Origin of the sequence: Picosynechococcus sp. PCC 73109 (assembly GCF_001521855.1) — a bacterium.
Taxonomy (GTDB): Bacteria; Cyanobacteriota; Cyanobacteriia; order Cyanobacteriales; family MRBY01; genus MRBY01.
On the sequence record NZ_CP013998.1, the window covers coordinates 1,851,995 to 1,869,965 of the forward strand.

Sequence of the window (17,971 nt, forward strand, 5' to 3'; positions counted from 1 at the left end):
GATTCTCCTAATTTTTTTAGGAGAGAAATATAGTTCTGGCTAGACTGAGGGCAAGGAAAGGCAACATGATCCGCATTTATACACAACAGACCCAGGGCCAGGCTTGGCTCAGTAATCACCAGCAAAAATCGGTCGTTTTCGCCTGTGGCTTGGGCTTTACAGATACGGCTTTAATTCCGAACATTTCCGCTGCCGGGGCCACCCCAGAGGCGCGCAAATATACAGCGATCGCCGATGCGGAATGTGTTTGTCATGGTTTCCGAGAACAGGCAATTTATCCCCTGCCGCCGTTAATTGTCGGGGCGTCGCCGGCGATTTTATCCCGTGCTATTTTGCAGTATTATCAAATTCCTGCCTATTTATTTGACACAGGATTATGGCTTAAACCAGACAAAAATACCGTGGATTGTATTGATGTTGGTGGTCAAAAAGCAAGGTGTGTTTCGACAGGAAAGGCCCTCGAATTTTCAACGGTGAACAAACTTTTCGAGCAAGGTTTAACCTGGGGCAAAAAACTAGCAACCCAATATCCAAATCATTTGTTTGTGTTAGGAGAATGTGTGGTCGCAGGCACTACAACGGCATTGGGGGTGTTGACAGGATTAGGTTACGACGCTCATCAAAAAGTTAATAGTAGCTACATTGAGTGCAACCATGATTTAAAGTGGCAAATTGTGCAAACAGGTTTAAAAAAAGCAAATTTAAACCCAAACCCTGATCCTTTTGCCGTGGTGGCGACAGTGGGCGATCCGATGCAGATTTTCGTCGCTGGCATGGTGATCGCCTTAAGCAGGACTCAAGGAGTTTTGCTCGCAGGGGGAACACAAATGTTAGCGGTGTATGCCTTGATGGAACGGATTTGTAAGTACCATTCGCTTGATTTTGATCCGAAAAATATTGCGGTGGGCACGACGCGCTGGGTCGCAGAAGATCCGACGGGAGACACGGTGGGTTTGGCCAATTTAATCGGGAATGTGCCCCTATTAGCGACGCAACTCAGTTTTACGAATTCTCAATACTCACAACTGCAATCCTACGAACAGGGTTACGTCAAAGAAGGAGTGGGCGCAGGCGGATTGGCGATCGCCGCCCATTTGGCCTATGGTGCGACCCAGGCGGAATTGTTAGCGATGATTGAACGTACCATTGCCCCCTATCTCGCGGCAGATTAAGGGATTGGGGCATTGAGTTTGCCAATTGGGGCGATAAATTTTACGCATTGTCACCGAATGGCGATCGCCCGCCGAAGTTTGCGATACTGGGATTTGAAGCACATTTTGATCCCCAAAATTTTATGGCCGTTGCAACACCCCCCAGAGATATCCAACCCTATTTGGTGAGTGATGACGTTCTGCTGCTGCGATCGCGCACCTGGGATCGCCTCAAGTTCGAGATTGAGTACGGCCTACAAAAGGGGACAACGGCCAATAGCTACCTGATCACTGGGGAAAAAACGGCATTGCTTGATCCCCCTGGGGAATCTTTTTCCGAGCTATTTTTAACAGAAATCCAAAACCGCACAGACCTAAGCCAACTGGATTACATTATCCTTGGCCATACCAACCCCAACCGCTGTTTTACCCTCAAGGCACTGCTCAAACTTGCGCCCCAAGTGACGTTGGTTTGTTCTAACCCAGCGGCGATCGCCCTTAAGGATTTGCTCAAGGATGAAACCCCAAATGTGCAGATCGTTAAAAGTGGTGACACCCTCGATTTGGGCAAAGGCCATGGGCTGGAATTTATCCCGACGCCGACTCCCCGTTTTCCCGGTCACCTCTGCACCTACGACCCCCAAGAGGAAATTCTTTTTACTGACAAATTCTTTGGCGCCCACGTTTGCGGCAACCAAGTTTTCGACGAAGGCTGGCAATTTTACGACGAAGACCGCCGCTATTATTTCGATTGTGTGATGGCCAGTTCCATCCGCCAAACCCTCGCTGGTTTGAACAAAATTGAAGACATCCCTGCGAAAATCTATGCCCCTGGCCATGGCCCCCTAATCCGCTACAGTCGCCAGGAACTGTTCAATAACTACCGCCACTGGATCGAAAAACAGAAAAACGAACTGTCCGTGGCCCTCATCTATGCCTCTGCCTATGGGAATACGGCTACTGTCGCCCAGGCGATCGCCCATGGCATTTCCAAAGCGGGGGTGATGGTCGAAACCTTTAATGCTGAACACGCTGACCCAGAGGAAATTAAAGGGGCCATTTCCCGGTGTAGTGGCTTTGTGATGGGTTCCCCGACCCTCGGCGGCCATGCCCCGACCCAAATTCAAACGGCCCTGGGAATCGTCCTCAACAATGCTGACAAAAATAAACTGGCTGGGGTCTTTGGTTCCTTCGGTTGGAGCGGCGAGGCGATCGATCTCCTCGAAGGCAAATTTAAAGATGCGGGCTACCAGATGGGCTTCGAGCCAATCCGCGTCAAATTTAAACCTACGGCAGTGACCCTGAAAACCTGCGAAGAAACAGGGACAGACTTTGCCCAGGCGATTAAAAAAGCGGCTAAACGGCGGCAACCGAAACAAAATGTCGCCTCCACATCCCAATCGGACAACCTGGAACAAGCCCTAGGTCGGATTGTCGGTTCCCTTTGTATCGTTACGACCCAACAGGACAACCTTTCTGGGGCGATGCTGGCTTCCTGGGTTTCCCAAGCAACATTCAATCCCCCTGGCTTTACGGTAGCTGTGGCCAAGGAACGGGCGATCGAATCTCTCCTCCACAAGGGCACCAATTTTGTGATCAATGTCCTCCAGGAAGGGAACCATTTAGGGCTGATGAAACATTTCCTCAAACCCTTTGCCCCTGGGGAGGATCGTTTTGCTGGGGTGGCAACGGAAACGGCGGACAATGGCTGTCAAATCCTCACCGATGCCCTGGCTTATCTCGAATGTACTGTGGCGAATCGGCTCGAATGTGGTGACCATTGGGTGATCTATGCGACCACCGACAAGGGGCAAGTGCTGCAAAATAACGGCATGACCGCCGTCCACCACCGGAAATCAGGCACCCACTATTAAGGCTGAGGCGATCGCCTTTTAAAATAGGGTTCGGAGAATTTGACCGTCCCTGGAGGAACCTGCCATTTATACGCCCCCCCTCGCCCGCTTGATCGAACAGTTCCAGCGCTTACCCGGTATTGGCCCGAAAACCGCCCAACGCCTTGCCCTATACGTTATCAAGCGTCCGGAAAAGGATGTGGAAGCCTTTGCCCAGGCATTATTGAACGCGAAAAAACAGGTGGGCGTTTGCCAAAAATGTTTCCATCTGTCGGCCACTTCGGTTTGTGATATTTGTCGCAATCCCCAACGGGAGCCGGACGTGATTTGTGTGGTGGCGGATTCCAGGGATGTGATCGCCCTGGAAAAAACCCGGGAATATCGAGGCAAGTACCATGTGCTGGGGGGCGTAATTTCGCCGATGGATGGCATTGGCCCGGAGCAACTGACAATCCAGGCCCTAGTACAACGGGTGAGCGCTGAGAAAACCAAGGAAGTGATTTTAGCGATCAATCCCAGTGTGGAAGGGGAAACCACGACGTTGTACCTGGCGCAACTGCTGCGACCCTTTACTAGAGTCACCCGCATTGCCTTTGGCTTGCCCATGGGCGGTGATTTGGAATATGCCGATGAAGTCACTTTGGCCAGGGCCTTAGAAGGTCGCCGGGAACTAGATTAACAATGCGCAAACTGATCATCGGGGTGATGGGGCCGGGGGGCGGCGCTACTCCAGAAAATTTAACCGCTGCTTACGATCTGGGAAAGGCGATCGCCGAAGCAGGGTGGGTGCTGCTCACCGGGGGCAGGGCGGCTGGAGTGATGGCCGCTGCTAGTCAGGGAGCAAAAGTAGCTGGGGGGTTAACGGTGGGCATTTTGCCGGGAAAGAATCACCAGGGTTTAGCCGACAGTATCGACATTGCCATCTGTACGGATTTGGGGCACGGACGCAATAACGTCAATGTTCTCAGTGCCGATGTGGTGGTGGCAGTGGGCAGCGGTTTGGGCACCGTCTCAGAAATTGCCCTCGCCCTGAAAAACCACAAACCCGTCATTCTCTGGCAACCCAGCCCGGCCACCCAAGCCTTTTTTACGGAACTTGCTCCCGGTCAGTTTTCGGTCGCGAAAGATATTCCAGGGGCGATCGCCCAAATTCAAGCCCTCATGGACAACCCCGCATGAGCATTCATCCATTCCTCCAGTCAACAATAAACTAAACATTTCTGTCCCAATTCCTGTTGTATTGTGGACGAAAGTAGCCCTCAATCCGGAGCCTCTGGCGATGCATGAAGTGGACATGACCAAGGCCCTCATCTTGACCATTAAAGATTGGCAGGACAGCCATCCCGAACCCGTGAAGATCGAAAAAGTCCACCTCATCGTGGGGCAATTTACCTGCGTTGAACCCGTCAGCTTGGAGTTCACCTTTGCCGCCCAAACCCAAGGCACATTTCTCGATGGGGTAGCCCTGGTGATCCAAGAAACGCCCCTGATTGCCTACTGCCACACCTGCCAACAAGAATATGCCCCCAATATCGGCCTGCAATATTCTTGCCCAGACTGTCATCAGCCCATGGATGATATCCGCTCCGGTCGTGAGCTAAAAATCGACCGCATTGAATACGCTCCCTTAACTCTCCATTCCTAGGAACTAACCACCATGCACCAGACCTTTGACGCTGCCCTGGGGGTCAATCTCCTCCATGCCAACCAAGACCTCGCTGACCACAACCGCGAACATTTTGATGCCTGGGGCCTGACCTGCCTCAATGTGATGAGTAGTCCCGGTGCTGGTAAAACCGTTTTACTCGAAAAAACCCTGGTCGCCCTAAGAGATGACTTAAAAATGGCCGTCATCGAAGGAGACATGACCACAGAACTCGATGCCGATCGCCTCCGTCAATACGGCGTGCCTGTGATCCCCATTAATACCGGGCGTTCCTGTCATTTAGATGCCAAGATGGTTTCCGGAGGACTCCATCGTCTCGAACAGGAATATAACCCAAATGATTTTGATCTATTGCTTGTGGAAAATGTAGGGAATCTCGTTTGTCCTGCTGAATTTGAAGTGGGCGAACATGCAAAAATTGCCCTCCTTAGTGTGACGGAAGGAGAAGATAAACCCCTCAAATATCCCGTTATGTTCCAAGAAGCGGATTGTTTATTGGTTACAAAAATTGACCTGGTTCCTTATCTAAACATTGATGTCCAACGGATTATTGATCATGTCCGCCAAATGAATTCCCACGCGACGATTATCCCCGTTTCTGCCCAGACTGGGGACGGTTTAGAAACTTGGTATGACTGGGTTAAAAAAAGTTGTCATCGAGAAGATGTAATGAAAGTTACAGCATAATTTGTCCGAAAACAGGATAAACAACAGGCAAGGTGCGATCGCCTTTTAATTGATCCCTTGCGTTTATTCTTGTCATTTTCCTATGCTAAAACTGCCTAGTCTTCTGATCCGACCGGCGCTATTTTGTGCGGGTTTTGCCTTAACTGTCGGCTGTCAAACTACACCCCCCACAACAACGGGTGAATCTCCAGAAACTCCACCAGCAGCAACAGAAACAATCACCCTCGGTTTTAGTGCATGGCCCGGTTGGTTTCCTTGGCAAATTGCCGCAGAAAAAGGTCTATTTGAAGCGAATGGCGTGGATGTAAACCTGACTTGGTTTGATGGTTATTTGGATTCGATTAATGCCTTTGCGGCGGGACAACTAGACGCCAATACCCAAACCTTGAATGATACGATTAGTTCAGTGGCAGCAGGTTCTGAACAAGTCATTGTTCTGGTGAATGACAACTCCACGGGGAATGACCAAATTATCGTCAGCGAAGGCATTAATAGCATTGAGGATTTGCAGGGAAAAACCATCGCCATCGAAGAAGGCACCGTTGATCATTTTCTCCTATTGCTAGCGCTTCAGGAAGCGGGTCTTGGCCCCGATGATGTGATTATTAAGCCCTTAGAAACGGGGGCCGCCGCCGCCGCATTTGTCGCGGGTCAGGTGGATGCGGTGGGAGCCTTTGCCCCTTTTACGACCCAGGCTTTAGAGCGGGAAGGCAGTAAAACGCTTATTTCTTCGGCGGATTTTCCGGGGGCGATTCCGGATCATTTGGTGGTCAGTCGCGAGTTAATTCAAAATAACCCTGAAGCGGTTCAAGGGTTGGTGGATACCTGGTTTGCGGTACTGGATTTCATTGAAGAAAATCCAGAGGAAGCCCTGGAAATCATGGCGGCACGGGCCAATGTTTCCGTCGAAGAATATCAAGAATATGATGCGGGAACGACAATTTTTAGCCTTGAAGATAACCTAACGGCCTTTGATTCTACAGAAGAAAGCATGATCTCCCTGAACTACGCCGCCCAGGAAATTAATACCTTCTTGGTGGATGCGGGGTTAATTGCGGCGCCAGCGGATCTCAGCGGTTTATTTGATCCTTCTTTCGTGAAAGCCTATGCAGAAAAACAGTAGCTTTTTGCCCCCCTCGGTTTTCTCCCTCCGGGGGATTTTTTAAATCCATTATTTTGGCGATCGCCATGACTAAAGCGCCCGTTATCAAACCCTCTTTCCGGATGCTCAAGCCCTCGTTATTTTGGGATATCACCTCTGGGATTCCCCCAAAGTTACGTTGGCTGTTGATGTCCGCCTCGATTCTGCTGCCTCTGATTCTGTGGGGGGTTATCTCTAGTCAGGGATGGGTTAAACCGCTCTTTTTACCGACTCCTATGGCTGTTTGGGAGGCGATCGCCAATTTATGGGCCAGCGGTGACCTGCAAAAAGACATTATTTACAGCGTTTTGCGGGTACTGGCAGGCTTTAGCCTCGCGGTCATCATTTCCATCCCCTTGGGCATTTTGATGGGGGCCTTTGCCAGTATCCGGGCGTTGTGCGAGCCGATCATTGGCATTGTCCGCTATATGCCTGCCCCAGCCTTTATTCCCTTGTTGATTTTATATTTCGGCGTGGGGGAAATTCCCAAGGTTTTACTAATTTTTATTGGCACCCTCTTCTTCAATACCTTGATGATTATGGATGCCGTAAAATTTGTCCCCAAAGAACTGATTGAGGCCACCTACACCCTGGGGGGAAATCGGCCCCAAATCGTGATCAAAGTGATCTTTCCCTACATTTTGCCCAAAATTATTGATGCTGGCCGGGTGAATATTGCTGCCTCCTGGAACCTGGTAATTGTCTCAGAATTAGTCGCCGCCACAGAAGGGTTAGGTCGGCGCATTAGTGTCGCTCAAAGATTTTTAAATACTGACCAAATTTTCGCTGGCTTAATCGTGATTGGCTTAATTGGCCTCCTCATTGACCTCTGTTTTATTTGGCTCCAAAGATTCCTCTGTCGCTGGTCTCTCGACTAGAAACATCATGCATTTAGAAGTTGATCAAGTTCACAAGTTTTTCCAAACTCGCCACGGAAAAATTACGGCTCTCCAAAACATCAATCTCCATGTGGAAGGCGGTGAATTTGTTTGTGTGGTCGGAGCGTCCGGGTCTGGAAAATCGACCCTGTTGAGGATTATTGCGGGCCTCGAAACCCAGAGTACGGGCAAAGTGACCGTTGACCAGCGGGAAATTATCGGGCCTGGGGCTGACCGGGGCATGGTCTTTCAGCGCTACACCCTTTATCCTTGGCTTTCTGTTTTGGACAATGTCACCTTTGGCTTGAAATTGCAGGGAGTACCGAAAAAAGAGCGTTACGAACGGGCCTATTACTATCTCAATGTGGTCGGTTTAGGGCCTTTCCAAGAAGCACTGCCGAAACAGCTTTCTGGGGGAATGAAACAACGGGTGGCGATCGCCCGCGCCCTCGCGTCCCAACCGAAGATTTTGTTGATGGATGAACCCTTCGGTGCCCTGGATGTTTTAACCAAAGAAAATATGCAGCAATTTCTCCTAGAAATTTGGGAGCAAACCGAGACCAGTATTCTCTTAATTACCCACGATGTTGAAGAAGCCATTTTTCTCGGTCAGCGCATCTATGTCATGGCGGCCCACCCTGGACGTATCAAAGAAGAATTAAAGGTAGATTTTTCCCACCACCATGGCTATGAAATTAAGCGATCGCCCGAATTTATCGATTACAAATACCATGTGATGCAACTAATGCGTGAAGTCCCCGTAGAAGCAGTACAGACCCCATAAAATGCAAAGCTATTTTGCGTAATTTGCCCAAAAACCAAGAATTTGCTTGGTTACTGCTATCGTTAACTAAATTCGTCCCAAGAAAGGCCCGATCACCATGAGTGAACAACCGAATTTTCGTCCCCCCAGCGAAGCCCAAGAAGCCCTCGAAAAAGAATCTCACCTCCCCCTCACCGGTTGGCAACAGGAAGTAGACCGGGGCCTGGAATACGGCCTCGAAGCCGCCGCCAGTATCAAAGACCGCAGCATTCCCACCTTTTCCCGGGGAGAACTGCCCCACTATGCCGGAATCAACACTTTCCTAAAGGCTCCTTATCTCGAAGATGTCCGCAAGGTCGGTGAATATGACGTGGCCATCCTTGGCGTTCCCCACGACTCTGGTACCACCTATCGCCCCGGTACTCGCTTTGGCCCCCAGGGGATTCGGCGGATCTCTGCCCTCTATACGCCCTACAATTTTGAAATGGGCATTGATCTGCGGGAGCAAATAACCCTCTGTGATGTGGGGGACGTCTTTACGATTCCGGCCAACAACGAAAAATCCTTTGATCAAATTTCCAAAGGGGTTGCCCATGTGTTTAGTTCCGGTGCTTTCCCGATTATTCTCGGCGGCGATCACTCCATCGGCTTTCCCACGGTGCGGGGGGTTTGTCGGCATTTAGGCGATAAAAAAGTAGGCATTATTCACTTTGACCGCCATGTGGACACCCAGGAAACAGATTTAGACGAACGGATGCACACCTGTCCTTGGTTCCATGCCACCAACATGGCCAATGCTCCCGCCAAAAATCTGGTGCAGTTGGGGATTGGCGGCTGGCAGGTACCCCGGCAAGGGGTCAAGGTTTGTCGCGAACGGGCGACCAATATTCTCACGGTGACTGATATTACCGAAATGGGTATCGATGCGGCGGCGGAGTTTGCCCTGGAGCGTGCCTTAGATGGTACCGACTGTGTTTATATCAGCTTTGACATTGACTGCATTGATGCGGGATTTGTCCCCGGCACGGGTTGGCCAGAACCAGGCGGTTTATTGCCCAGGGAAGCCCTCGCCCTCCTCGGTAAGATTGTCCGGAATGCCCCCGTCTGCGGTTTGGAAATCGTCGAAGTCTCACCGCCCTACGACATTAGCGATATCACATCCCTGATGGCGACCCGCGTGATTTGTGACACCATGGCCCACCTCGTTTTATCTGGTCAGCTACCCCGCAAAGAAAAGCCCGCCTACATTCACCCCGAAGCAAATATGGCAGTGGATCAGGCTTGGGCTTAGACTTTTAGAGAGAGCGTTCTGTTTTTTATGGCAAAGCATGATCTTTGTCTGTGTTTTCTAGAGTAATTGTTTGCGATGAAGTATTTGACCTTTGGTAGTTACGCGGTTTTGGGGTTGGCGATTGCCCCCGTTGCGACCCTTGCCCACCACGACCCTGCACCAACCGTAGCTCACCATCAACCCAGTACCCAGATCAGCCACCACCAGCCCAGCACCCAAACGGCCAAAGTCCGGGCCATTGACTGGGAAACAACCCCAGGAATGCTCGGTCTGCGGAGCCAAATAGGCCAGACCCTCAACGTGATTTGTCCGGCGGGACAACCCACAGAAAAAATTTGGGGGACGGATATCTACAGTGATGGCTCATCGATTTGTACGGCGGCTGTCCACGCAGGTCTGTTAGAAGCAACTACTGGGGGCAATGTGACGGTCAAAGTGCTGGGTTCCCAAACGGATTTTGTCGGCACAGAACGTAACGGCATTACAACTTCTAGCTATGGGCCTTGGGGCGGCAGTTTCGAGGTGGAATAGTTGTTAAGACTCGCGAAAAAAATTTGGCTCCGTACGATGTATGGGGCTTTTTTTGATCACGAAAAAGGGGACAACTTACAAGCGTCCCCATGATTCATTGTTTATTCTCTTGGGGAAAATATGCCCCAGGCCAAAATTTACTCTGCTAACCAGCGCACAGCGTCTTTGGCGTGGTAGGTGAGAATCAAATCTGCGCCCGCCCGTTTAAAGCTCGTGAGGGTTTCGAGGACGACTTTTTTCTCGTCAATCCAACCATTTAAGGCTGCGGCTTTGACCATGGAATATTCCCCAGACACGTTGTAGGCGGCGACGGGCAGGTTGGTCATTTCCTTGACGCGCCAAATAATATCCATGTAAGCGAGGGCCGGTTTGACCATGACAAAATCTACCCCTTCGAGGATGTCGAGTTCCACTTCCTTGAGGGCTTCGCGACCATTACCCGGATCCATTTGGTAGGTGCGGCGATCGCCGAATTGGGGAGCAGATTCAGCCACATCCCGGAAGGGGCCATAGTAAGCGGAGGCGTACTTTGCGGAATAGCCCATGATCGGGATATCGGTGAACCCGGCTTCATCTAAACCTTCACGAATCGCGGCGACGAAACCATCCATCATCCCCGAAGGCGCAATGATATCCGCGCCAGCTTTGGCCTGGGACACAGCGGTTTTTTTTAGCAATTCGAGGGTCGGATCGTTTAAGACGCGTCCGGTTAAATCTCCCGTTTGCAGGTAGCCGCAGTGACCGTGGGGCGTATATTCGCACAGACAAGTGTCATTAATGACGGTCATTTCCGGGATCGCTTCCTTGATCGCCGTGGTTGCCTTTTGGACAATGCCGCAATCATGCCAGGCCCCAGTTGCATCGTTATCTTTTTCGGGGGGAATGCCAAATAAAATCACCGCCGGAATACCCAGTTCCCAAACTTCCTTGGCCTCGGTGACAATTTTGTCGATGGACAATTGGTACACGCCGGGCATCGACTTTACTTCGTTGGCGATCGCCTCTCCGGGCACTGCAAAGAGGGGATAGATCAAATCATTGGCCGTGAAGGTATTTTCCCGCACCATGCGGCGAAGCGACTCACTTTGGCGAAGGCGACGGGGGCGGCTAGAAGGGAACATAGTTGGCAAAAATAAAATCCAGATGAAAAATTGCTTCTGAATAGTTTAGGCGATCGCCTCCTTTCCTTTACTGAAACGTAACAGTCCTCAATGATTAGCAATCTTTGGCTTGGTCTGGAGGGTTTTCGTCCACTCTCGAATGGCACAGCGGGTGGCCCAACCTCTCAATAGTCTATGTTCAAGAATGACCCTAAAATCAAAAATTGCCTTTTTGCTCTGATCAATCCCAGTGCCAGGGTCACTATGCTAAGAGGGTGTTTATAAAGTAAAGATAAAGAGAACAGGATTGTTGCCCGTGAAGTCGTTAAGGTCAAGCATAAGCGTAACGACACAGGAGAATAGCACCAATGTCTCAAGCTTCTTACCCCAGTGACCTGACCGATGCAGAATGGGCTTTACTAGAACCCTTGATTCCTGCTCCAAAGTCCGGCGGTCATCCACGTACTACTGATATGCGACAGGTCTGCAATGGGATTTTCTATCTCCTCAAAACCGGTTGTCAATGGGCCTATCTGCCCAAGGACTTTCCTCCCTCCTCCACGGTGTACTACTACTATCGCAAATGGCAGAGGCAGGGAGTTTGGGAAAACATCAACCATGCTTTGCGGACTCGCTGCCGTCAAGCAGTGGGGAAAACCCCAGAACCTAGCGTCCTGATTGCCGATAGCCAATCGGTCAAGACAACAGAAAAAAGGGCGATGTCTATGGCTTCGATGGCGGGAAACAGGTCAAAGGAAGACGGAGAAACTTGCTAGTCGATAGTTTAGGGTTACTTTACAAAGTGATGGTCTCCGAGGGAAATAGCTCAGAACGAACCTTTGCCCTTGCTGCAGTGATGGAGCTAAGGGAGCAGCAACAGCAGATGTTGAAGCGATTGCGGTTGATGTGGGTAGATGCTGGATATCGAGGAGGACGCTTTGCCTTAAGTCTTTGGTTAATGGTGCAAGCAAAGGTGGAAGTGATTAGCAGAAACAGTAAAGAATTCATGGTACTCCCGAAGCGTTGGATTGTTGAACGTACATTTGGTTGGTTGAATTATTATCGTCGCCTTAGTAAAGACTATGAGCAATTATCAGAAGTGTCGGAGGCAGGGATTTATGCTTCCATGAGTCGTCTGATGTTACGTCGGCTAACATCCTAAAGATTTACTTTATAAATGGCCTCTAAGGCTAATCACTCCCCGAAAAAGATCCAGAAGCTTATGCAGAGGTTATTATTTATGATGGAAACAAAGTCTGTACAATATCTGGATAACCACCTTATATGGATGTCGTCTGCATAACATCCCTAGTAGGGGGTTTATACGAAATTATTCCAAATAAAAGTACTATGAGGTATTTTGGATAAACTTTTTCCGCATAATCACTAGTTCAAGAGATAGCGAAACAAAGTTACTATAGAAGATGATTTAATTAGCTGGATAATAACAAAACCTAGTTGATTAGTTGTGCTGTCTCTCGGACAAGACATTGCAACCGACTGAAAATAAGTTTTTAGGCAACAGAGTAAAAAAACTCTTTCAGCGGTTGAATTAAGCCGTTATGTTTAGGAAAACATGAGAATAAAAATCGAGAATGTGAAAGGAATAAGGAGTCTCGATTTTGAGATCCCATCTGGCGGCGTGTGGATTCTTACCGGGCTAAACGGGACTGGTAAATCTACTATGTTAGCGACACTTTATCGTATTAGAAACTCCTATGCTTTCCAGAAGTTTTTCAGAACAAGCCCATTAGCTGATAGGGTTGACTTGTATGATGACGCATCAATAAATTATGAGATCAATGGTCAATCTGTAACGTATAGATACGGCGGCCAGCGTTGGCGGGCAAGTCCCAGAGCTAATTCCACAATATTGGGCAATTTTCCATATTCTACAGTATCTTACATTGAAGCCAATTCTGAACGAATTGAACCTTTTGCTGATGAGATAGCACCCAACCGACTAAGAGACGCGAGTGACGATATAAAGGAATTTTTAGTCACTGTTTTAGCGGACAATAAATGGAATAATTTAAAATTCGTAAATACCCGTAGAGGTCGAGGAAACGAAGCATTCTTGATTCCTTATCGCCCTGGTCGGGGGTACGCATATAAATACTATTCTGAAAAAAGTTTTAGTCTTGGTGAGCTTTGTATTCTTAGACTTGCCAAACGCATATCTGAGATACAAAACGACGGCCTAGTTCTAATTGATGAAATCGAAATGGCTTTACACCCTCAAGCGCAGGTTCGATTACTCGAAAAATTGCGCAGCGTAAGTCACGACAAGAACACTACGGTCATTTTTTCTACTCACTCCGCGTCAATTGTAAAATCTGCAGGAAGGCGAAACCTTATTCATCTAGTAAACATGGGCGAAAACAGAATTGAAGTAATCAGAAACCCCTATCCTGCACAGATACTTGGAGATATTGCTTTTGATGATGAGTTAGGTGCCGATTTCGTGTTTTTTGTTGAAGACAAGCAGGCAAAGCTACTACTTGAACAGATGATTCAAGAGTATTTAGCAATAGCTAATCCAGACATAAACTATCAGCCTCTTTGCAAAATTGCACCAGTGGGTGGTTTTGTTCAGGTTTTGGAGTTTGTAAATGGCTCGTCACAAATATTCCCTAACTACGTTCGTAGGTATGCTTTCCTAGATGAAGACGTTAAGACTGAATCGCTTCAGTCTGCTCAACACCGCAACGATCATCGGCTTTTAGATCTTTTTAACAGATCTGAAGAGATATTGAATTACTTACCGTGTACACCTGAAGTCGGGCTCGTTGATATGATTGAGGGACAACATATGAGGCAAGAAATAAGAAATAGCTTTCCTGGGCACGCCATCAACATAGGCCGAATTATTCAGACTGCGGACTACCAAGCGCTTCAAAGTCAAAACCCACGCGATCTGGCCAAGAAAAAAATTAGTTATATGGTTGAAAACATGAATCAAATCACTGGGATCGATGAAATACAAATTCGTCGAACTCTATACAAAATATACACTAAGTATAAATATGGTGATGCTATTGGAAATTTGCGTGCCTTGCTCGGCCCTATTTTCAATGTAAGAGGAACATAACAAGGCGCTCGTACGGACGCAAACTACGCTGTGCGGCGCAAACGAAGCATAGCTTGATCGTTAACACTACAGAGCACAAGGCAAGAAAGTATCCTGTCGATCACCCTTCAAATGGATGGTTTAAGGATTACAGGGTTTTCGCCCACTCTCGAATGGCGCGGCGGATCGCCCGACGGCCTAGGGGTCGATTTTCTTCGATTAAGGTCATCATTTTCGTCACGGAAATTTGCGGCAGCGCTAGACTCGTTTCCGAAACGCGGTATTTTCCCTGGTCAAGCAAGTAAATTGTAATTTTGCCGTCCTCATAGCTCCAAATTTCCGGTATCCCTAACCGCCCATAGATCGGAAATCGTTCGAGGGATCGGCTTGTCAGTTCAATTTCTAAAGCCAAATCGGGGGGCGGATCTTTAGCGAGATCATAGTCCAACTGCCCCCGGATTAACGGCTCATGCTGGAAGTAAAAACAGTTGTCCGGTTCTAGGCCCGCTTTTGCCGCTGGTTTACGCCAAGTCGTTGAGCCGAGGCTTTCATAATCAATTTCCAGTTCGTCAGCGCAATCTTTGATCGAGATACTAATCGCTTCTTTGTAAAACTCATGCCCTGACAGGGGCGTCATAATTTCTAGAGTTCCATCGTAGTAAGCCACACGACTAGAACGGCTTTCCCCCAGATCCCGCAGGATATTCTCGAATTGTTCCCAGCTAATGTTACTCAGAAGAACTCGATCCGCCCGTTGTTTCGTCAGCATCACTTGATCTCCGCTTGCCGATCACTCTCCATTCTATTTAATGAATCCCAGGACGTTGGCGATCGCCTTTTTTCACCGAGATTCACGGGACAAGCCCTGGCAAGTTAAAATCAGCCATAGCAAACATTTGTAAACATCAGCCACCACAGCCACCGTGACAGACGCAAAGAGCTACAAAGATACCGTTAATTTGCCGAAAACCACCTTTAATATGCGGGCGAATGCTCCCCAAAAAGAGCCAGAAATCCAAAAATTCTGGCAAGAAAACCGCATTTACGAAGATTTAGCGCAAAATAACCCCAAAGACTTCTTTACGCTGCACGATGGCCCCCCCTATGCCAACGGCGATCTCCACATGGGCCACGCCCTAAACAAGGTGCTGAAAGACATCATCAATAAGTACAAGCTCTTACAAGGCTACAAAACCCACTATGTCCCCGGTTGGGATTGTCACGGTTTACCCATCGAATTAAAGGTACTGCAAAACCTCAGTGCCGATGCCCGGCAAAATCTCACCCCCCTCAAACTCCGCTACAAAGCCCGTGACTTTGCCCTCAAAACCCAAAAAGCCCAAGCAGCCGGATTTCAACGGTATGGCGTTTGGGGCGACTGGGAAAACCCTTATCTAACGCTCACCCCAGAATATGAAGCGGCTCAAATCGGCGTATTTGGGGATATGGCCCTCAAAGGCTATATCTATCGGGGTCTAAAGCCTGTCCATTGGAGTCCGAGTTCTCAAACAGCCCTCGCCGAGGCAGAACTCGAATACCCTGAAGGCCATACCTCCCAAAGTATCTACGTCTCTTTTCCGATCACAGATCTAAGCCCGGAAGCCAAAGCTGTTTTAGGGGAATTTGCCGACAGTTTAGGCGTGGCGATCTGGACAACCACCCCTTGGACATTGCCCGGTAACTTAGCTGTGGCGATCAACCCGGCCCTGGAATATGCTGTTGTTGAAACCGATGGCAGCCTGTGCGCTCAGAAATATTTAGTGGTGGCCAAGGATCTGGCGGCAAGTTTAACGAAAACCTTTGACGCTGCCTTAACGATTAAAACCAGTTTTAAAGGGGAAATTCTCGAACATTGCACCTATCAGCATCCCCTCTATGACCGCCAAAGTCCGGTGGTCGCTGGTGGCGATTACATCACAACGGAATCTGGAACGGGCCTCGTTCACACTGCGCCAGGCCATGGCCAGGAAGACTACATCACCGGCCAGAAATATGGTTTGCCGATCCTTTCGCCTGTGGATGCAGAAGGAACTTTGACCGAGGAAGCAGGGGAGTTTGCGGGCTTAAATGTCCTCAACGGGGCCAATGACGCCATTATCATGGCTTTAACGGAAAAACGCGCCCTTTTAAAACAGGAAGCCTACCAACACAAATATCCCTACGATTGGCGCACCAAAAAACCGACGATTTTCCGGGCCACAGAACAGTGGTTTGCCTCCGTCGAAGGGTTCCGCGATGAAGCCCTCAAAGCAATTAAGGGGGTGCGGTGGATTCCGGCCCAGGGGGAAAATCGGATCACAGCCATGGTGGGCGATCGCAGTGATTGGTGTATTTCTCGGCAACGCAATTGGGGCGTCCCCATTCCTGTTTTCTACGACGAGGAAACCGGGGAAGCATTGTTAAATGAAACCACCATTAACCACGTTAGAGAAATCATTGCCAAAGAAGGATCTGACGCCTGGTGGAAACGTTCGGTAGAAGAGCTTTTACCGGAGGAATATCGCAACAATGGCCGTACCTACCGCAAGGGCACCGATACCATGGATGTGTGGTTTGATTCGGGTTCTTCCTGGGCGGCTGTGGCCAAACAGCGGGACGGTTTAAATTACCCTGTGGATCTTTATTTAGAAGGTTCTGACCAGCATCGGGGTTGGTTCCAGTCGAGTCTTTTAACCAGTGTGGCTGTCAATAATGTGGCCCCCTATAAAACGGTACTAACCCACGGTTTTGTGCTCGATGAAAAGGGCTACAAAATGAGTAAATCTCTGGGGAATGTTGTTGATCCCAATATTATTATCAACGGCGGCAAGAATCAGAAAACCGAACCGCCCTATGGTGCAGATGTGCTGCGGTTATGGGTTTCCTCGGTGGATTACTCTTCAGATGTACCCATTGGCCAAACAATTCTGAAGCAGTTGGCGGATGTTTATCGCAAAATTCGCAACACGGCCCGTTTCTTATTAGGAAACATCCATGATTTTGATCCGGCGAAAGATGCAGTTCCCTATGCTGATTTACCGGAATTAGACAAATATATTTTGCATCAAACCCACAATGTTTTTACAGAAGTTACAGAAGCTTTTGAGGAATTTCAATTCTTTAAATTCTTCCAAAAGGTGCAAAATTTTTGTGTGGTGGATCTCTCGAATTTCTATCTCGATATTGCCAAGGATCGCCTGTATATTTCCGATGTGAATACTCTCCGTCGCCGCAGTTGCCAAACGGTAATGGCGATTATCCTTGAAACCCTAGCCAAGGCGATCGCCCCAGTATTGTGTCACATGGCGGAGGATATTTGGCAGAACTTGCCCTACGAAACGGAGCATCAATCGGTGTTTAACGCGGGTTGGTATCAACTCGATCCCCAATGGGCAGCGGACGAAACTTTATTCCAACGGTGGGAAGAACTGCGCAAAATCCGCAATGGCGTGAACCTCGTTCTCGAAAAAGCCCGCACCGAGAAGTTAATTGGTGCTTCCCTCGAAGCAAAAATTCTGATGCGCGATGTGGATGGGGCCTTAACAGACTGGCTCGCGGCCCTAAATCCCGCCGACAGTTTGAGTGAGTCCCCACGGGTGGATGAACTGCGCTATTTGCTCCTTGTTTCCCAGGTGGAATTTGTGACGGCAGCCCTCGACGACCAGCAGTACCAAGACACCCTGGAGTTGGCTGATGGTAAGCTCCAAATCGCCGTGGTCAAAGCGGACGGTCACAAGTGCGATCGCTGTTGGAATTACTCCACACAAGTGGGCACCTTTACGGAGGATCCCACCATTTGTGAACGTTGTAATGAGGCGCTAGTTGGTAACTTCTAAGTTGTGCTTTAGGGGTGGGAGTAAT

The 17,971-nt window shown here is 49.0% G+C and carries 16 protein-coding genes; 14 read left to right on the forward strand and 2 right to left on the reverse strand.

Annotation, left to right across the window (positions count from 1 at the left end; all coding sequences use genetic code 11):
- Nucleotides 1–65: 65 nt before the first annotated feature.
- The 11 genes from cobT to AWQ23_RS08965 all read left to right on the forward strand — a co-directional run bounded on the left by cobT (nt 66) and on the right by AWQ23_RS08965 (nt 9,961).
- Entirely contained in the window at nt 66–1,172 is a 1,107-nt protein-coding gene (gene cobT, locus AWQ23_RS08915) for a nicotinate mononucleotide-dependent phosphoribosyltransferase CobT (protein ID WP_062434613.1), read from the forward strand.
- 122 nt (nt 1,173–1,294) lie between these two features.
- Nucleotides 1,295–3,025: a diflavin flavoprotein gene (locus AWQ23_RS08920; RefSeq protein ID WP_062436610.1), complete on the forward strand. Its 1,731-nt coding sequence runs from the start codon at nt 1,295–1,297 to the stop codon at nt 3,023–3,025.
- A 64-nt stretch (nt 3,026–3,089) separates the two neighbouring features.
- Complete coding sequence (gene recR / locus AWQ23_RS08925; RefSeq protein WP_083500703.1) at nt 3,090–3,683, forward strand: recombination mediator RecR; 594 nt, start codon at nt 3,090–3,092, stop codon at nt 3,681–3,683.
- A gap of 2 nt (nt 3,684–3,685) precedes the next feature.
- Nucleotides 3,686–4,183: a TIGR00725 family protein gene (locus AWQ23_RS08930; RefSeq protein ID WP_062434618.1), complete on the forward strand. Its 498-nt coding sequence runs from the start codon at nt 3,686–3,688 to the stop codon at nt 4,181–4,183.
- Between the two features lie 100 nt (nt 4,184–4,283).
- On the forward strand, nt 4,284–4,649 hold the full coding sequence (gene hypA, locus AWQ23_RS08935; protein ID WP_012307358.1) for a hydrogenase maturation nickel metallochaperone HypA: 366 nt from the start codon (nt 4,284–4,286) through the stop codon (nt 4,647–4,649).
- Nucleotides 4,650–4,661: 12 nt separating this feature from the next.
- Nucleotides 4,662–5,357: a hydrogenase nickel incorporation protein HypB gene (gene hypB / locus AWQ23_RS08940; RefSeq protein ID WP_062434621.1), complete on the forward strand. Its 696-nt coding sequence runs from the start codon at nt 4,662–4,664 to the stop codon at nt 5,355–5,357.
- Nucleotides 5,358–5,439: 82 nt separating this feature from the next.
- Entirely contained in the window at nt 5,440–6,480 is a 1,041-nt protein-coding gene (locus AWQ23_RS08945; protein WP_062434622.1) for an ABC transporter substrate-binding protein, read from the forward strand.
- 65 nt (nt 6,481–6,545) lie between these two features.
- Nucleotides 6,546–7,376: an ABC transporter permease gene (locus AWQ23_RS08950; protein ID WP_062434625.1), complete on the forward strand. Its 831-nt coding sequence runs from the start codon at nt 6,546–6,548 to the stop codon at nt 7,374–7,376.
- Between the two features lie 7 nt (nt 7,377–7,383).
- Nucleotides 7,384–8,160 (forward strand): ABC transporter ATP-binding protein, encoded by a 777-nt coding sequence (locus AWQ23_RS08955; protein ID WP_062434626.1) that lies wholly within the window; start codon nt 7,384–7,386, stop codon nt 8,158–8,160.
- A 97-nt stretch (nt 8,161–8,257) separates the two neighbouring features.
- Nucleotides 8,258–9,430: an agmatinase family protein gene (locus AWQ23_RS08960; RefSeq protein WP_062434628.1), complete on the forward strand. Its 1,173-nt coding sequence runs from the start codon at nt 8,258–8,260 to the stop codon at nt 9,428–9,430.
- Nucleotides 9,431–9,505: 75 nt separating this feature from the next.
- Nucleotides 9,506–9,961 (forward strand): LCCL domain-containing protein, encoded by a 456-nt coding sequence (locus AWQ23_RS08965; RefSeq protein ID WP_157072211.1) that lies wholly within the window; start codon nt 9,506–9,508, stop codon nt 9,959–9,961.
- 137 nt (nt 9,962–10,098) lie between these two features.
- Here AWQ23_RS08965 and hemB read toward each other — a convergent pair whose 3' ends face one another.
- The gene (gene hemB / locus AWQ23_RS08970; RefSeq protein WP_062434637.1) at nt 10,099–11,082 is read right to left on the reverse strand and encodes a porphobilinogen synthase; all 984 of its coding nucleotides are present in this window, start codon (nt 11,080–11,082) and stop codon (nt 10,099–10,101) included.
- 347 nt (nt 11,083–11,429) lie between these two features.
- Between hemB and AWQ23_RS15845 the strand changes: the two genes are divergently transcribed.
- Nucleotides 11,430–12,223 (forward strand): IS5 family transposase gene (locus AWQ23_RS15845; protein ID WP_157072193.1). Its coding sequence is split into 2 segments (ribosomal slippage): nt 11,430–11,766 and nt 11,766–12,223, totalling 795 coding nucleotides; the frame shifts between segments, so codons are not numbered across the junction.
- A gap of 414 nt (nt 12,224–12,637) precedes the next feature.
- On the forward strand, nt 12,638–14,152 hold the full coding sequence (locus AWQ23_RS08985) for an AAA family ATPase (RefSeq protein WP_062434638.1): 1,515 nt from the start codon (nt 12,638–12,640) through the stop codon (nt 14,150–14,152).
- A 127-nt stretch (nt 14,153–14,279) separates the two neighbouring features.
- On the opposite strand, the gene AWQ23_RS08990 is transcribed toward AWQ23_RS08985, so the two are convergent.
- Complete coding sequence (locus AWQ23_RS08990) at nt 14,280–14,900, reverse strand: Uma2 family endonuclease (RefSeq protein WP_062434640.1); 621 nt, start codon at nt 14,898–14,900, stop codon at nt 14,280–14,282.
- Nucleotides 14,901–15,054: 154 nt separating this feature from the next.
- Between AWQ23_RS08990 and ileS the strand changes: the two genes are divergently transcribed.
- On the forward strand, nt 15,055–17,946 hold the full coding sequence (gene ileS, locus AWQ23_RS08995) for an isoleucine--tRNA ligase (RefSeq protein ID WP_062434644.1): 2,892 nt from the start codon (nt 15,055–15,057) through the stop codon (nt 17,944–17,946).
- The last annotated feature ends 25 nt before the right edge of the window (nt 17,947–17,971 follow it).

What these genes read in the sequence shown, in the direction of transcription:
- AWQ23_RS08965 (WP_157072211.1), top strand. Translation starts at nt 9,506, where the DNA reads ATGAAGTATTTGACCTTTGGTAGTTACGCGGTTTTGGGGTTGGCGATT.
- AWQ23_RS08955 (WP_062434626.1), top strand. Translation starts at nt 7,384, where the DNA reads ATGCATTTAGAAGTTGATCAAGTTCACAAGTTTTTCCAAACTCGCCAC.
- AWQ23_RS08990 (WP_062434640.1), bottom strand. Translation starts at nt 14,900, where the DNA reads ATGCTGACGAAACAACGGGCGGATCGAGTTCTTCTGAGTAACATTAGC.
- AWQ23_RS08920 (WP_062436610.1), top strand. Translation starts at nt 1,295, where the DNA reads ATGGCCGTTGCAACACCCCCCAGAGATATCCAACCCTATTTGGTGAGT.
- hypB (WP_062434621.1), top strand. Translation starts at nt 4,662, where the DNA reads ATGCACCAGACCTTTGACGCTGCCCTGGGGGTCAATCTCCTCCATGCC.
- AWQ23_RS08930 (WP_062434618.1), top strand. Translation starts at nt 3,686, where the DNA reads ATGCGCAAACTGATCATCGGGGTGATGGGGCCGGGGGGCGGCGCTACT.
- AWQ23_RS08950 (WP_062434625.1), top strand. Translation starts at nt 6,546, where the DNA reads ATGACTAAAGCGCCCGTTATCAAACCCTCTTTCCGGATGCTCAAGCCC.
- AWQ23_RS08960 (WP_062434628.1), top strand. Translation starts at nt 8,258, where the DNA reads ATGAGTGAACAACCGAATTTTCGTCCCCCCAGCGAAGCCCAAGAAGCC.
- AWQ23_RS08985 (WP_062434638.1), top strand. Translation starts at nt 12,638, where the DNA reads ATGAGAATAAAAATCGAGAATGTGAAAGGAATAAGGAGTCTCGATTTT.
- AWQ23_RS08945 (WP_062434622.1), top strand. Translation starts at nt 5,440, where the DNA reads ATGCTAAAACTGCCTAGTCTTCTGATCCGACCGGCGCTATTTTGTGCG.
- hypA (WP_012307358.1), top strand. Translation starts at nt 4,284, where the DNA reads ATGCATGAAGTGGACATGACCAAGGCCCTCATCTTGACCATTAAAGAT.
- hemB (WP_062434637.1), bottom strand. Translation starts at nt 11,082, where the DNA reads ATGTTCCCTTCTAGCCGCCCCCGTCGCCTTCGCCAAAGTGAGTCGCTT.
- cobT (WP_062434613.1), top strand. Translation starts at nt 66, where the DNA reads ATGATCCGCATTTATACACAACAGACCCAGGGCCAGGCTTGGCTCAGT.